The organism is Pseudomonas sp. LBUM1641 (assembly GCF_059716235.1).
In genome coordinates this window covers 1,302,493-1,317,222 of record NZ_CP166815.1, presented here as the reverse complement: position 1 = coordinate 1,317,222, position 14,730 = coordinate 1,302,493, and the positions used below count along the sequence as shown (strand labels likewise).

General features: G+C 60.3%; 13 protein-coding genes. 4 read left to right on the top strand and 9 right to left on the bottom strand.

The genetic code is table 11. The annotated features are described in order from the left end of the window. The first annotated feature begins 115 nt into the window (after window positions 1-115). Complete coding sequence (locus ACA046_RS05945) at window positions 116-1,315, top strand: CaiB/BaiF CoA transferase family protein (protein WP_459026379.1); 1,200 nt, start codon at window positions 116-118, stop codon at window positions 1,313-1,315. Continuing rightward, window positions 1,315-2,193 carry a TIGR02285 family protein gene (locus ACA046_RS05940; RefSeq protein WP_459026377.1) on the top strand — a complete coding sequence of 293 codons (879 nt, stop codon included), beginning with the start codon at window positions 1,315-1,317 and terminating at the stop codon, window positions 2,191-2,193. The genes ACA046_RS05945 and ACA046_RS05940 overlap by 1 nt, the downstream gene beginning before the upstream one ends. 171 nt (window positions 2,194-2,364) lie before the next feature. Here ACA046_RS05940 and ACA046_RS05935 read toward each other — a convergent pair whose 3' ends face one another. Next, on the bottom strand, window positions 2,365-2,649 hold the full coding sequence (locus ACA046_RS05935) for a DUF3509 domain-containing protein (RefSeq protein WP_017478706.1): 285 nt from the start codon (window positions 2,647-2,649) through the stop codon (window positions 2,365-2,367). Window positions 2,650-2,952: 303 nt separating this feature from the next. Between ACA046_RS05935 and ACA046_RS05930 the strand changes: the two genes are divergently transcribed. Then, a complete protein-coding gene (locus ACA046_RS05930; protein ID WP_076017508.1) occupies window positions 2,953-3,153 on the top strand; it encodes a hypothetical protein in 201 nt (66 codons plus the stop codon). 152 nt (window positions 3,154-3,305) lie between these two features. Further along, window positions 3,306-3,959 carry a response regulator gene (locus ACA046_RS05925; protein WP_459026374.1) on the top strand — a complete coding sequence of 218 codons (654 nt, stop codon included), beginning with the start codon at window positions 3,306-3,308 and terminating at the stop codon, window positions 3,957-3,959. Here the strand turns inward: ACA046_RS05925 and ACA046_RS05920 are convergent. The 8 genes from ACA046_RS05920 to rplS form a co-directional block, all read right to left on the bottom strand. Continuing rightward, window positions 3,928-5,172, bottom strand: coding sequence for an EAL domain-containing response regulator (locus ACA046_RS05920; protein ID WP_497676089.1), 1,245 nt, complete (start codon window positions 5,170-5,172; stop codon window positions 3,928-3,930). The two genes, ACA046_RS05925 and ACA046_RS05920, sit on opposite strands and share 32 nt — an antisense overlap. A 72-nt stretch (window positions 5,173-5,244) precedes the next feature. Further along, the gene (locus ACA046_RS05915) at window positions 5,245-8,826 is read right to left on the bottom strand and encodes a transporter substrate-binding domain-containing protein (RefSeq protein WP_497676088.1); all 3,582 of its coding nucleotides are present in this window, start codon (window positions 8,824-8,826) and stop codon (window positions 5,245-5,247) included. Between the two features lie 109 nt (window positions 8,827-8,935). Then, window positions 8,936-10,345, bottom strand: a complete 1,410-nt coding sequence (gene thrC / locus ACA046_RS05910) for a threonine synthase (RefSeq protein ID WP_226476555.1) — start codon at window positions 10,343-10,345, stop codon at window positions 8,936-8,938. A gap of 67 nt (window positions 10,346-10,412) precedes the next feature. Next, window positions 10,413-11,717 carry a homoserine dehydrogenase gene (locus ACA046_RS05905; RefSeq protein WP_459026368.1) on the bottom strand — a complete coding sequence of 435 codons (1,305 nt, stop codon included), beginning with the start codon at window positions 11,715-11,717 and terminating at the stop codon, window positions 10,413-10,415. A 126-nt stretch (window positions 11,718-11,843) separates the two neighbouring features. Next, on the bottom strand, window positions 11,844-12,575 hold the full coding sequence (gene dsbC, locus ACA046_RS05900) for a bifunctional protein-disulfide isomerase/oxidoreductase DsbC (RefSeq protein WP_063032964.1): 732 nt from the start codon (window positions 12,573-12,575) through the stop codon (window positions 11,844-11,846). Window positions 12,576-12,729: 154 nt separating this feature from the next. After that, on the bottom strand, window positions 12,730-13,626 hold the full coding sequence (xerD, locus tag ACA046_RS05895) for a site-specific tyrosine recombinase XerD (protein ID WP_497676087.1): 897 nt from the start codon (window positions 13,624-13,626) through the stop codon (window positions 12,730-12,732). A gap of 236 nt (window positions 13,627-13,862) precedes the next feature. Continuing rightward, window positions 13,863-14,276: an acyl-CoA thioesterase gene (locus ACA046_RS05890; RefSeq protein WP_459026365.1), complete on the bottom strand. Its 414-nt coding sequence runs from the start codon at window positions 14,274-14,276 to the stop codon at window positions 13,863-13,865. A gap of 84 nt (window positions 14,277-14,360) precedes the next feature. Continuing rightward, window positions 14,361-14,711, bottom strand: coding sequence for a 50S ribosomal protein L19 (gene rplS, locus ACA046_RS05885; protein ID WP_003175895.1), 351 nt, complete (start codon window positions 14,709-14,711; stop codon window positions 14,361-14,363). Window positions 14,712-14,730: the final 19 nt, after the last annotated feature.

Genomic DNA, 14,730 nt, shown 5'->3' with positions numbered 1-14,730 from the left:
CAAGTCTAACCGATGGCGAGCTGATTCAACGAATCCTGCGCTGCATCATCCTTATCACTGCGCGACTCGCCTATGTTAAAAGGCTCACATCCCTGCCCTGCCCGAAAGGTTCCTCATGTCGTTTACCGCCAAACCACTTGCCGGCCTGAAAGTCATCGAACTCGGCACCCTGATCGCCGGCCCGTTCGCGTCCCGCATCTGTGCCGAATTCGGTGCGCAAGTGATCAAGGTCGAATCCCCGGATGGCGGCGACCCGCTGCGCAAGTGGCGCAAGCTGTATGAAGGCACCTCGCTGTGGTGGTTTGTGCAGGCCCGCAACAAGAAATCCCTGACCCTGAACCTGAAACACCCGGACGGATTGGCGATCCTCAAGCAACTGTTGGCGGACGCCGACATTTTGATCGAGAACTTTCGCCCTGGCGTGCTGGAAAAACTCGGCCTGAGCTGGGAAACCTTGCACGCCCTGAACCCGAAGCTGGTGATGGTGCGCCTCTCCGGCTTCGGCCAGACCGGGCCGATGAAGGACCAGCCAGGGTTTGGCGCGGTGGGCGAGTCGATGGGCGGCCTGCGCTACATCACCGGTTTCGAGGACCGCCCGCCGGTGCGCACCGGGATTTCCATCGGCGACTCAATTGCGGCGTTGTGGGCGGTGATCGGGGCACTGATGGCCCTGCGTCATCGCGAAGTGAATGGCGGGCTCGGCCAAGTCGTGGATGTGGCGCTGTATGAAGCGATTTTCGCGATGATGGAAAGCATGATCCCGGAGTTCGACGTATTTGGCTTTATCCGCGAGCGCACCGGCAACATCATGCCCGGCATCACGCCCTCCTCGATCCACACCAGCCAGGATGGCAAGCATGTGCAGATCGGCGCCAATGGCGATGCGATCTTCAAGCGGTTCATGTTGGCCATTGGTCGGGACGACCTGGCCAACGATCCGGCCCTGGCCAGCAACGATGGCCGCGACAGTCGGCGCGATGAGTTGTATGGCGTGATTGATCGCTGGGTCAACTCACTGCCGCTGGAGCAAGTGGTGGAACAGCTGAACAAGGCCGAAGTGCCCGCCAGCCGTATCTACAGCGCTGAAGACATGTTGGGAGACCCGCAGTTTCTCGCCCGCGAAATGTTCCTCAAGGCCCAGCTCCCAGGCGGCAAGGACTTCAAGATGCCCGGCATCGTGCCCAAACTGTCGGACACACCGGGTAGTTGTGAGTGGGTCGGACCACAGTTGGGTGAGCACAACGCCGTGGTGCTCAATGAATTGGGCTACGACGCGGCTGCCATTACGCGCCTGCGTGAGGATGGCGCGATCTGATGGCCCGGCGCTTCATCATTCGCCTGTGCCTGCTGGGTTCACTGCTCGGGGCGTGGCCGCTGTCGAGCCAGGCACAGGACACCTTGATCTGGCTGCTGCGTGACCTGCCGCCAGTGACGATTTTCGAAGGCCCGCAAAAAGGCCAGGGCGCCCTCGACCAACTGCTGCCGATACTTGCCGAGCACATGCCGGAATATCGACACCAGATCCTCCACGTAAACCGTGCACGCGCCATGCAGATGCTCCGCGACCCCGCCACTCTTACATGCGACCCGTCTCTGCTGTGGACGGCAGAACGCGCAAAAACCGTTGTTTTTTCCGCCCAGGCCTTTGCGACGTTGAGCAATGGGGTGACGATCCGCCAAAATCAGCGGGCAGCGCTGGCGCCGTTTGTGGTGGATGGAATGTTTGACCTGGAGGCGTTTCTGAATGCGCAGGAGGCGCGCCTCGGCATCATCGCTGAGCGCAGCTATGGCGCCATTATCGATGAAGCACTGAAGCACGCCAGTACGCATAAGTTGGCACCGCACTACGGCAATGACGCCCTCGGCAGCCTGCTGCAGATGCAACGCAAAGGGCGGCTGGAGGCGGTGCTGGGTTACTGGACAGAAGTTCGCTATCAGGCGTTGCAACAGGGCATTGATCCCCAGGACCTGATCTTTTATCCCATCAAGGGCACCCCGCCCTCTCAACTGACCCATATCGGCTGCACGGATACTGCAGCAGGGCGCGTAGCCATCGAGCGGATCAATCAGGTGTTGCGCGAAATCCCGCAGGAGCAACTGCGACAGTCCTACGCTTCATGGCTCGACCCGGTCATGCGTGAGCAATACCTGAAAGACAACCCGACGTTTTTCCAGGATGCCCCGAGGCCCTGACAAATCGCGGGCAAAAAGAAACCCCGAGCAGTGGGGAGACAACTCGGGGTTAATAAGGGCCTAAAAAGACCAGTAACAACGAGCCACAAGCACCGGAGCACAATGCTTGGTCTCGCTGTTACAAAGTCTGACTCGCCTTACCGTAGGAAGGTTCCAAACAAAAATAAATCTTCATGCACAGGCGTTCGGCCTGGTCAGGGCCGCGTTGCGCAGAGCCGCCATGACCGAGGGCTCCAGGCGTCCTTCGGCAATCATCAGGTCGCGGTGCAAACAATCCACCACGTCTACCAACGCACGCTTGTCGGTCAATTGCGCCTGGTCGACTTCACGTTCGACCACGATGGCACCGGCCGGATTCTTTACGGTTACCAGGCATTCGCCCTGCACACCCGAGGTGGTCAGCGTGACCTGATAAGGGCTCAGTGCTTCACCGAGCAATAGGCTGATACTTTCCATCTCGATCACCACTCAATAGTTCGGGAACAATCGTGTAAACGGGAGCTGCATCTATCCTAAGTGACTATTTGTGTCGTAGGAAAGTTCGCTTTTTCGTCTTGCAAGGGTTGCCGGGGGATGACGTGTCCAGCATGCGCTTGCAACATGACAACCAAAAAACGGCAGCACATAACTGCTTACTTAATGGGTCGCCGTTTTGGCGCTGATGCCGAGAGTGAATCCATTACTCGGTGAGTGCTGATCATGCTGCCACACCGATAAACTGCGCATACCAAAAGGCCCCCGTTGCGAAGGATAAAGACCATGCTGGAACACGAAAAAGAGCAGGCTGTACTAGAGAAGATTCACGCCGACATATCAAGAATTTATGCCGAGCAACGCAAGCTCAACGCAGAATCCCACAAGATAACCCGAGAGAATTTCTGGTATCCCGTGGGTATCGCCATCGGATTCTTCACGGCTGTCGGAACCGTAATGGCAGTCGCGCAAAAACTACTCGCATAAACGATCGCTCCGGCCGGGCCTGCCAGAAACGAAAAACGCCGCTCACCCAAGGACGGGAACGCGGCGTTTTTTTACGCCTTTGTAAACCGCAACTTCAGAACCGCTCCTGCGTTAACAGGCTAGAATCCCCAAATTACCCCGGGGAGCCTGTATTGAAAGAAGCGTCTGAAAAGCCATTGCGCATCGTCCTCGCCGACGACCATCCGATTTTCCTCATCGGTCTGCGGGCGGTGCTGGAACGTGACGAGCGGCTGACCATCGTCGGTGAGGCCAATTCCCCCCAAGCCCTTGCCGAGCTACTGCAACACTGCTCCTGTGACGTACTGGTCACCGACTTCATGATGCCCGCCGAGCCCCAGGCCGATGGCTTGCGCCTGATCGAGCAGCTGCGCCGGCATCACCCGGCGCTGCCCATCGTGGTGGTGACCATGCTGAACAACGCTGGCCTGTTCCACGCCATCCTGGAACTGGGCGTCATGGGCCTGCTGAGCAAGGCCAGTCTCGCGGACGAGTTGCCTGAAGCGATCCGCCAGGTGCGTCAGCAGCGACGTTATGTGGCCCAGACCATCAGTCAGTCACTGAACCTGGCAGGCGTCGAGCGCGTGCACTCCCAGGATCAACTGTCACCCCGTGAACTGGAAGTCATCCGCCTGCTGGCCGGCGGCTTGACGGTAGGCGAGATCGCCGCGAATCTTCATCGCAGCAAGCAAACCGTCAGCGCGCAAAAAGTCAGCGCCATGCGCAAGCTGGGCCTGAGCAACGACGCCGCGCTGTTTATCTATGTGCAGGAACACGGACTGGCCTAGCCTGAAACGCGATCCACTGTTTCAGCGCCTCGACATCCATGGGCCGGGCGATAAAACAGCCTTGCAACCACGCAGCCCCCAGCTCACTCACCGCGTGATAATCGGCGGCACTTTCAACCCCGGTCACCACTACTCCGACGCCCAAGCGCACGGCCATGCTCATGGCACCGGCAACCACTGCCGCCTTGCGATCGTCCTTGGCCATGCCGCTGGCAAACGCCGGCGGGATCTTCAATTCGCTGAAGGGCAATTCCAGCAAGCGTTGCAGGCTGGTGCCACCCACGCCGAAATCACCAATGGACAGCTTGCACCCCATCATTCGCAAACGCAGCAAGCCGGTGACGTGGGCGCTGTCGGTATTCAAGCGCGAGGTTTCCACCAGTTCCAGGGTCAGGCTATGAGCAGGTATTCCGTGGAGTTGCAGCAAGCCTTGCAGCACCTGGGGGAAATGCGCGCGCTCCAGCATTCGCCCCGGGATATTCACCGCCACCGGCAGGACCTGGCCGGTCTCGCGCATGACGTGTGCCGCCAGGCCCAGCGCTTGCTCCAATACGTGCCAGGTAAACGCCTCTTCCATTCCGGCAAACTCCAGCACCGGTAGAAACTCGTCAGACAACAGCAGTTCACCTTCAGGAAGCTGCCAACGCGCCAGCGCCTCAACACCTTGCAACGCACCGGCCTGGCTGACGATGGGCTGATACCAGACCGTGCCACAGCGTGCGATAACGGCCTGGCTCAGATCCGCTGAAGGTGGCAACAACTCGATTTCGCTCAAACCCAGCAACTGGCGCACCCGCTCCCAGGACATCGCCACCGGCCCGGGCCGCAGGCGTTCCTGGCACGCCGCCAGGACTTGCCCGATCAGCTTTGCCGACGCGGGCTTGGGCAAGCAGCCGAGCACGTTGAGCCCCAACTGCCGCGCCATGTTCGCCACGCCCTCCAACACCTCAGGCTCGGCGTTGCTCAACAAGATCAACACCTGAGCCTGGCGACGTTCAGCCAGTTCGCGGATCAGCTCCAGGCCATCGCCCTGCTCCAGGTAAAGATCGCAAATCGCAATGTCCACCGCACCCTTGCTCTCCAGTGACTGCCGAGCGGCGTCAACCGTTTCGGCAGTGCGCACATTGAATACGCCGTTGGCATTGAGCATCTGATGCAGGGCCATCAGTTGGAACGGGTTGTCTTCGAGGATCAGGACTTTAAGGGAACGCATGAAAACTTTACCGGGGAGAAGCGAGGGTGCACAGACTAGTCAAAACCCCGCACCTTCCCCATAGGACATGTCTTATTCGGACTGATCCAGACAGGCATCAAGCTCGCACCGGAACTCGATCAATGCTTCGCGCAGCGCTAACCAATGCCTTTCAATCTCAGCGTTGCGCTGCTCCCGAATACAACCTTCCAGCGCCACGCAGGCCTTGGCCAGCGGCAACGCATCCACCAGGCAGCATATGCCCTTCAGGCGGTGCAACGAGGCGACCAGCCGGGCCTGATCGTGGTCCGCCATGCCGGCGGTCATCACGCTTTGTTCCTGCTCAAGACTCCTCGCCAGCTCCTGCAACATCTGCTGCAAAACCGGTCCGTCGGCCTGGGTCATGGTGCGCAGGGTCTCGATACTGAAAGAACGCGAAGGCGCCACCCGGGCAAGCACGCGCGTCCAGTGTTCAAGGGTCACGGGCTTGACCAGCAATTCATCCATTCCAGCCTCCCGGCACCGCTGTTGTTCGTCATCCTGGGCATTCGCCGTGCAACCCACCAGCGCCAGGCGTGGCCGTTGCTCCTGGGCTTCAAGCCGGCGGATGGCCTCGCTCAAGGCGTAGCCAGACATGCCCGGCATGTTGCAGTCGGTGACCAACAGATCAAACACCTCGTTGCGCCAATGCTGCAAGGCAGCTTCGGCCGAGTCGACGGCCACCACCTGATGACCAAGGAACTGTAACTGTTGAACCAGTACCAGGCGGTTGGCCGGCAGGTCATCCACCACCAGCACCGACAGGCTGCGGCCGGCGACGGGCAATGATACGGCAGGTGCCGCCGGCACGTCGTCGCTGCTGACCCGGTCCAGGTACAGGTCGATGCACACCACCGTGCCCTGCCCCACAACACTGCTCAAGGCGATGCTGCCGCCCATCAACTCCACCAGTTGCTGGCAGATGCTCAAGCCCAGCCCCGTACCACCGTGCTCGGCAGCCGTCAGCGCGCTGACCTGGATAAACGGCTTGAACACCCGCGCCTGCTGCTCGATGCCGATACCCGGGCCGCTGTCCTCCACGCAGATGTGCACGTATTCGGCACCCGCCTGGTCAAGCTTGCGCGCGACACTGACCCGAACCTCGCCGCGCCGGGTGAATTTGAGCGCATTGCCCAACAGGTTATGGATAACCTGGCGCAGGCGCAGCGGGTCGAACCAGTAGTGCCCTTGCGCCGCCGGATCAAAAGCGAGGGTCAAGTGCAGGCCCTTTTTCTGCGCCATGGCTTCAAACAGCCGTTGTATGCCCTCAAAGAAAGCTTTCAAGTCAGTGGTCTGCGGTGCCAGTTGCAGATGTCCGGCTTCAATCTTCGCCAGGTCCAGGCTGTCCCCCATCAGGGCAATCAACTCGCGTGCCGAGCGATGGGCCACCCGCAGCGCTTCGGACACCGGCTTGCCTTCGGCCAGGGCACGCTCCTGCTCCAGTTCAAGCAGACCGATGATCGCCGTCATCGGTGTACGAATCTCATGGCTCAGGGTCGAGAGAAAGGCGCTTTTCGCGTAGTTCGCTTCGTCAGCGGCCTGGCGTGCGTCCATCAGTTGGTTTTCCAGGACCTTGCGCTCGTTGATGTCAATCCAGCCACCGAGCAACCCTTGCAATTGGCCCTTGGCGTCAAAGAACGGCACCGTCCACTGATAGACATGAAAGGCCCCGCCCTTGAACTCCAGTTGCCGGTCGACGAACAGCGACTGTTGGGTCGCCAACTGTTCCATATGGCCGGCGTGCAGGCGCGCAGCCGTTGCGTCAGGCATCAGGCCGCTTTCCATCAGCGTCAGGCCCTTAATATGCTCACGCTTGGTGGCCAACTGCTGTTCGTAACGGGTGTTGCAGGTCACCAGGCGTCCTTCCAGATCACGCACAAATACCGGGTTGGGCATGCCATCCAGCAACGCGCGTTTGAATGCCAACTGGTCGTTGAGCCGCTGCTCGGCTTGCAAGCGTTGGCGAATCTGGCGCTTGAGCCGGCTGTTCCAGGCCAGGGACACCAGCACAAACAACAGCGCCATCGCGACCGTCCAATACGCCCACGGTGGCACACGTTGCCAGGCGGGCACCGGGACTGGCACTGTGCCCAGCCAACGCAAGCGCAAGGCACTCAACTCCGCGACCGGCAGCGCCTCCAGCGCTTTGTTCAAAATGCTCAGCAGCTCGGGTTGATCCTTGCGCACCGAGAGGCTGTTGGCCGACCACTTGCCCTCGACACTGCGACCGATGCGCAATTCATCGGCCGGGTAACTCTGCACTTCCACTTCACTCTGGATAGTCGCCGCCGCGCGGCCCTGCGTTACCAGCTCACGGGCTTGTGCGTAGTTATCCACCGATTGCAGCTTGATCTCGGGGTGCTCGCGACGAATGTATCCCTCCAGGACATGGCGTGCCGGCAGCGCCAGGACCTTGCCTGACAGCTCGCTCAAACTGGCCACTGGCGGTGCATCCACGCGTTGGATAAACACCCAGCCGGAACCCCCGAAACCATGGCTGAAATTGAGGAATGCCTTGCGCTCCTGATTCTCGGCCAGGGTGGTGTTCATGTCCGCCCGGCCCGTTTCCAGCAACGCCAGGGTTTGCGCCGTGGAAGACACGTCCTCCATGACGAACTGCAGGCCGGTCATGCGTGAAATGCGGTTGAGCAAGTCCACATTCAGCCCCACCCATTGGCCGTCCTTGTCCCTGAATACGTAAGGCGACAGTTGCTGGGACGCCACCACCACATGGGGATGCTGGAGCACCCAGGCCCGCTCCCGGGCCGACAAGGCGATGCGCTCGGCGGCCATACCGACGCCCAGCCCGGTGGTCCAGCGCGCGAGGATTTCCCGGCGCACGGAGTCATCGATACTCGCCAGCGCCTGGTCCATCATCGTCCCCAGCAGCGGGTCGGCCTCCCGTGTGGCAAAGGCAAAACCAATGGGCGCCAGGCGGCTTTCCACCTTGATCTGCAAGCCCAGGTAAGGCCGCAAAGACTTGTAGGCGCGCACAATCACTTCGTTGCCGATAAACGCATCGGCATCGCCTTGTTTCAGCGCTTCCAGGCCGCTGTAGAGATTCGGCGCCAGCATGATGTGGCTGCCGGGATATGCCTGATGGACGTTCTTGACGTTGGCGTAGCCGTCCAGCAACACCAGCCTCTTGTCGTTGAGGTCTTCGTTCTGGGTGGTGTCATCCCGGCGCACAACCACCACCGAACGATCCGGCATGTAGTCTTCGGTAAAGCGCAGCCCCGAGACGTCGCGCTCATAACCGTTGGCACTGGTAAGAATATCGATGGTGCCGTTACGCAAGGCTTCCACCGCCTGCGCCCGTTCGGCGAAACCCAGTACTTGCATCGGTGCATTCAGGCGAGCGCCGATCAGGCTCAGGTAATCGGCGCTGATGCCCTGGTAGCGATTGCGGTCGCGGGTGATATCAATCGGCTGATAGTCATCAATCGAGATGCCCACTTTCAACGGCCGATGTGCCGCCAGCCATTGCTGCTCGCTGGCCGTCAGGGCCATGGGCTCCAGGGCAATGAACGCCGGCACCAGCTTGAACGGCAGGCTGACAGCCGCGAGGCTTGCCGAACCCTGCACAAGCAACAGCACACCTGTCAGCCACACACACGCGCGGGTCGATACATACACCAGTTGGGTTTCCTTGATTATTCTTGTTGGTCGCCGCGCAAGTATGGCTCGCCAGAATGAAAAAGCCCGTCACGAAGACGGGCTTGAGCTACCACGTAAAGCCGTTGGCTCAGAGTGGCTTGCCGCGATTGCCATGCTGGCTGACAAACGCCTGCACCGCTTTCAGGTCATTGGCCAACACCGTGCAACGCTCTTCGCGTTCAAACAGGTCGGTGAGGTGCGGTGGCAATTCCAGCGCCTTGCCAACACCGGCCTTCTCCACCGCTTCCGGGAATTTGACCGGGTGCGCGGTGCCGAGAATCACCATCGGGATGTCCAGGCTGCGACGGCATTCGCGCGCGGCCTTGACGCCAATGGCAGTGTGCGGGTCCAGCAGCTCGCCGGTCTGGGCGTAGACTTCGGCAATGGTCTCGCAGGTTTGGGCATCGTCCACGGCCAGGGAATCGAACAGCTTGCGGGTTTCAGTCCAGCGCTCTTGCTCGACGCTGAAACCGCCACCTTGCTTGAAGCTGTCCATCAGGCCAGCCAGGGCTGCGCCGTTGCGACCGTGCATGTCGAACAGCAGGCGTTCGAAGTTCGACGACACCATGATGTCCATCGACGGCGACAGCGTGGCGTGCAGGGTTTCCTTGACGTACTGGTTGCCGCTCATGAAGCGGTGCAGGATGTCGTTGCGGTTGGTGGCGACGATCAACTGGTTGATCGGCAGGCCCATGTTGCGCGCCAGGTAACCGGCGAAGATGTCGCCGAAGTTGCCGGTTGGCACCGAGAACGACACCGAACGCGCCGGGCCGCCCAACTGCAGGGACGCATGGAAGTAGTAGACGATCTGGGCCATGATCCGCGCCCAGTTGATCGAGTTCACCGCCACCAGGCGCGTGCCCTTGAGGAAGCTCTGGTCGGCAAAGCTGGCCTTGACCATTTCCTGGCAGTCATCGAAGTTGCCTTCGATGGCGATGTTGTGGATGTTCTCGCCGAAGATGGTGGTCATCTGCCGACGCTGCACTTCCGACACGCGGTTGTGCGGGTGCAGGATGAAGATGTCGACGTTTTCGCAGTGCTTGCAGCCTTCGATCGCCGCCGAGCCGGTATCACCGGAAGTGGCGCCGATGATCACCACGCGCTCGCCACGTTTTTCCAGCACGTAGTCCAGCAGGCGACCCAGCAGTTGCAGGGCGAAATCCTTGAACGCCAGGGTCGGGCCGTGGAACAGTTCCAGGACCCACTCGTTACCATTCAGTTGGCGCAACGGGGCGATGGCGCTGTGGGAAAACACGCCATAGGTTTCTTCCAGGATCTTCTTGAAATCCGCATCCGGGATGCTGCCGGTGACGAACGGGCGCATGACCCGGAACGCCAGCTCGTGGTACGGCAGGCCGGCCCAGGAAGCGATTTCTTCCTGGGTGAAGCGTGGCAGGTTTTCCGGCACGTACAGGCCGCCGTCGGTGGCCAGACCGGCCAGCAAAACGTCTTCGAAATTCAGGGCCGGTGCCTGGCCGCGGGTGCTGATATAACGCATGACTGGCTCCTCTAGAGCATGTTTGAACAAGGGCCGCCGAACACGTGGGGCCCTTGTCGCAAAACGATTAGTTCAGGTGTTCGACGCGGATTCGCACCACCGGCCCAACCACGCCCTGCAACGCTTCAAGCGCGGCGATGGCATCGTTGATGTGCTGTTCCAGCACACGGTGGGTCAGCAGGATCATGGGCACCAGGCCGTCTTGTTCTTCGACTTCCTTCTGCATGATCGATTCAATGTTGATGCCGCGCTCCGACAGGATGCTGGCCACCTGAGCGAGCACGCCCGGGTGATCCTTGGCCTGGATGCGCAGGTAGTAGGCACTTTCGCAGGCCTCGATCGGCAGGATCGGATGGGCCGACAGCGAGTCCGGCTGGAAGGCCAGGTGCGGTACGCGGTTTTCCGGGTCGCTGGTCATGGCACGCACCACGTCCACCAGGTCGGCGATCACCGACGAAGCCGTGGGCTCCATGCCGGCACCGGCACCGTAGAACAAGGTCGAACCGGCGGCATCACCGTTGACCATCACAGCGTTCATCACTCCATTGACGTTGGCGATCAGGCGGTCGGCCGGGATCAGCGTCGGGTGCACACGCAACTCGATACCGGCCGGGGTGCTGCGCGCCACACCGAGGTGCTTGATGCGGTAGCCCAGGGCTTCGGCGTAGTTCACGTCGGCAGTGGTCAGCTTGGTGATGCCTTCGGTGTAGGCCTTGTCGAACTGCAGCGGGATACCGAAGGCGATGGACGCCAGGATCGTCAGCTTGTGGGCAGCGTCGATGCCTTCGACGTCGAAGGTCGGGTCGGCTTCGGCGTAACCCAGGGCCTGGGCTTCGGCCAGCACGTCTTCGAAGGTACGGCCTTTCTCGCGCATTTCGGTGAGGATGAAGTTACCGGTGCCGTTGATGATGCCGGCCACCCAGTTGATGCGGTTGGCAGACAGGCCTTCACGGATCGCCTTGATCACCGGGATACCACCGGCCACGGCAGCTTCGAACGCCACGATCACGCCCTTCTCGCGGGCCTTGGCGAAGATTTCGTTACCGTGCACGGCGATCAGCGCCTTGTTGGCGGTGACTACGTGCTTGCCGTTTTCGATGGCCTTGAGCACCAGTTCGCGGGCCACGGTGTAGCCGCCCACCAGTTCGATGACGATATCGATTTCAGGGTTGGTGGCGACTTCGAAGACATCGTTGGTAATCGCAATACCGGTCGTTTGGAACTGAGGCTTTGGCGTACGCATGGCAATTTGTGCCACTTCAATCCCACGCCCTGCACGGCGGGAAATTTCTTCAGCATTACGCTGAAGTACGTTGAAGGTGCCGCCACCGACGGTCCCTAACCCACAGATGCCTACTTTGACCGGTTTCACTGAAGAACTCCCCATGAAACGGCCGACTCAAGGTCGGCCGTGAAAACAGCCGCACAACTGCGGCTCTCTATTAATGACCCGCCGAACTGTCGGCGAGTCATGATCGTCAAGGCTCGACGATTTTGCTTACTTTGCGTTGAGTGCCAGTTTGGCAACTTGCGGCGCCGGCTGGTAGCCCGGAATCACCTGACCGTCAGCCAAAACGATGGCCGGCGTGCCGCTCACACCAATCGACTGGCCGAGGGCGAACTGCTTGGAAACCGGGTTGGCGCACTTGGCAGCCTTGATTTCCTTGCCATCGACCATCTTGTCCATGGCGGCTTTCTTGTCGGCCGAACACCAGACGGCTTGCAACTGCTCGTCACCCGGCGAACCCAGGCCCTGGCGCGGGAACGCCACGTAGCGCACTTCAACGCCGAGCTTGTTCAGCTCAGGCACTTCGGCGTGCAGCTTGTGGCAGTACGGGCAGGTGGTGTCGGTAAAGACGGTGATGTGAGTCTTGGTTTCGCCAATGGCCGGGTAAACCACGGTTTCAGCCACCGGGATGCCGTTGATCAGCTTGGACACGCCCAGGCGCTCGGCTTTCTCGGTGAGGTTGACCGGCTTGCCGTCTTTCAACTGGAACAGGTAGCCCTGGACGATGTACTGGCCATCGGCGCTGGCGTACAGCACGCGGCTGCCCTTGAGCTTGACTTCATACAGGCCGGCCATCGGGCTGGCGCTGATGCTTTCAATCGGAGTGTCGAGCTGGAGGGCTTCCAGGCTCTTGCGGATTGTCTTTTCTGCGGCGTCATCGGCGACGGCAAAGGTGGAGACCAACGCAATGGCTGCGATGGCGAAAATCTGGGTCAAGCGCATGGGAACTCCTGAAGGCAGATGCAGGGACGGGAGCAGGAACACCGATCTTCAAACACGGGTTTGGGCCGTCCCCTTTGCGAACCGGCAAAGCCTACCACAGTTGGGCCGCAGGGCAGCCAGTCGCGGGGAAATTGGGCTTTTTCCGATGTGATTTTCATCCGCGGGGATGGTGCTTGGCGTGCATCTCCTGCAAACGCGCTCGGGCCACGTGGGTGTAGATCTGGGTGGTGGATAAGTCGCTGTGGCCCAGGAGCATTTGAACCACGCGCAAATCCGCGCCGTGGTTGAGCAAATGCGTGGCGAAGGCGTGACGCAGGGTGTGGGGCGACAGCGACTTGCCGATCCCCGCGACCTTGGCCTGGTGCTTGATGCGATGCCAGAAGGTCTGGCGGGTCATCTGCTCACCGCGCAGGCTGGGGAACAGCACATTGCTGGGCCGACCGTTGAGCAACTCGCTGCGGGCATCGCGCATGTAGCGCTCGATCCACACAATCGCCTCTTCGCCCATGGGCACCAGGCGTTCCTTGCTGCCCTTGCCCATCACGCGCAATACACCCTGGCGCAGGTTGACCTGCTCCAGGGTCAGGCTGATCAACTCGGTGACGCGCAGGCCGCAGGCATACAGCACTTCCAGCATGGCGCGGTCGCGCTGACCGATGGCTTCGCTCAAGTCCGGGGCTGCGAGCAAGGCTTCGACGTCGGCTTCCGACAGGGATTTGGGCAGGGGCCGGCCTAACTGCGGCATGTCGATTTGCAGGGTTGGGTCGACAGCGATCAGCTTTTCCCGCAGCAGGTAGCGATAAAAGCCACGTACGCCGGAAAGAAAACGCGCGGTAGAGCGAGGTTTGTAGTTTTGCTCCAGGCGCCAGGACAAATGGTCAAGGATCAGCTCGCGACCGGCGTTAAGCAGTTCGAGGTTTTTTTCCTGCAGCCAGCCATTGAACAACGCGAGGTCACTGCGGTAAGCCTGGCGGGTGTTGTCTGACAGGCCTTTTTCCAGCCATAGGGCATCGAGAAAGCGGTCGATCTGGGGGTGGTCGATGGCGGGCATGAGGGCTCAGGCTGGGAAAGTGGCGGTGTCGGGTAGATCCTATCGCAGCACAGGCATCTACACATCAATGAAGGCGGGCAAATAATCTGTGACGAGGGAGCTTGCTCCCGCTGGGGCGCGAAGCGGCCCTGACTGACCCTGAGGCCCAACAGAGAGACTTCTATTGCCGGTTTCAGGGCCGCTGCGCAGCCCAACGGGAGCAAGCTCCCTCGCCACAAAAGCGACTCGATTCAGGATCAGTCGGCAAACCCTGGCAGCACGGGCACCGGTCGTTTGTCAGCATCAATCGCGACAAAACTGAACACACCCTGGATGGCCTTTTCTCGTCCGTCAACGCTCATGCTTTCGACAAACACTTCCACTTCGACCTTGAGGCTGGTGTTACCCACCTTGATCACGCGACCGATAAGTTCAACGATGGAGCCGGCAGGGATCGCATGGTTGAAGTCGATGCGGTCGGTAGACACCGTCACCAGCGGCAAGCGACAGAAACGCGTGGCGGTGATGAACGACACTTCGTCCATCCAGGCCAATGCGGTGCCCCCGAACAGGGTGTTGTGGTGGTTGGTGGTGGGCGGGAACACCGCTTTGGTCACATGGGTGACGGACAGGTCAATGCGGCGCTGGATTTCTTCGAGGCGGGTGGTCATGAACAGGTACCAGGGAAATGGACAAATTTCAGGCAACAAAAAAGCAGCCCGTAGGCTGCTTTTTTCTGCATCGGGAAGCTGGACTTAAGCCAGTTTTTCCTTGATGCGAGCTGCTTTACCGGACAGGTCACGCAGGTAGTACAGCTTGGCTTTACGTACGTCACCGCGACGTTTAACGGCCATGCTGTCGATTTGCGGGCTGTAGGTCTGGAAAGTACGCTCTACGCCAACACCGTTGGAGATTTTACGAACAGTGAAAGCACTGTTCACACCACGGTTACGCTTGGCAATTACCACGCCTTCGAACGCTTGCAGACGCGAACGGTCGCCTTCCTTCACTTTCACCTGAACGACAATGGTGTCGCCCGGGGCAAAGGTAGGGATCTCTTTGGTCATCTGCTCTGCTTCGAGTGCAAGGATGATTTTGTTAGTCATGCTGTGCTCCTAAGGTAAG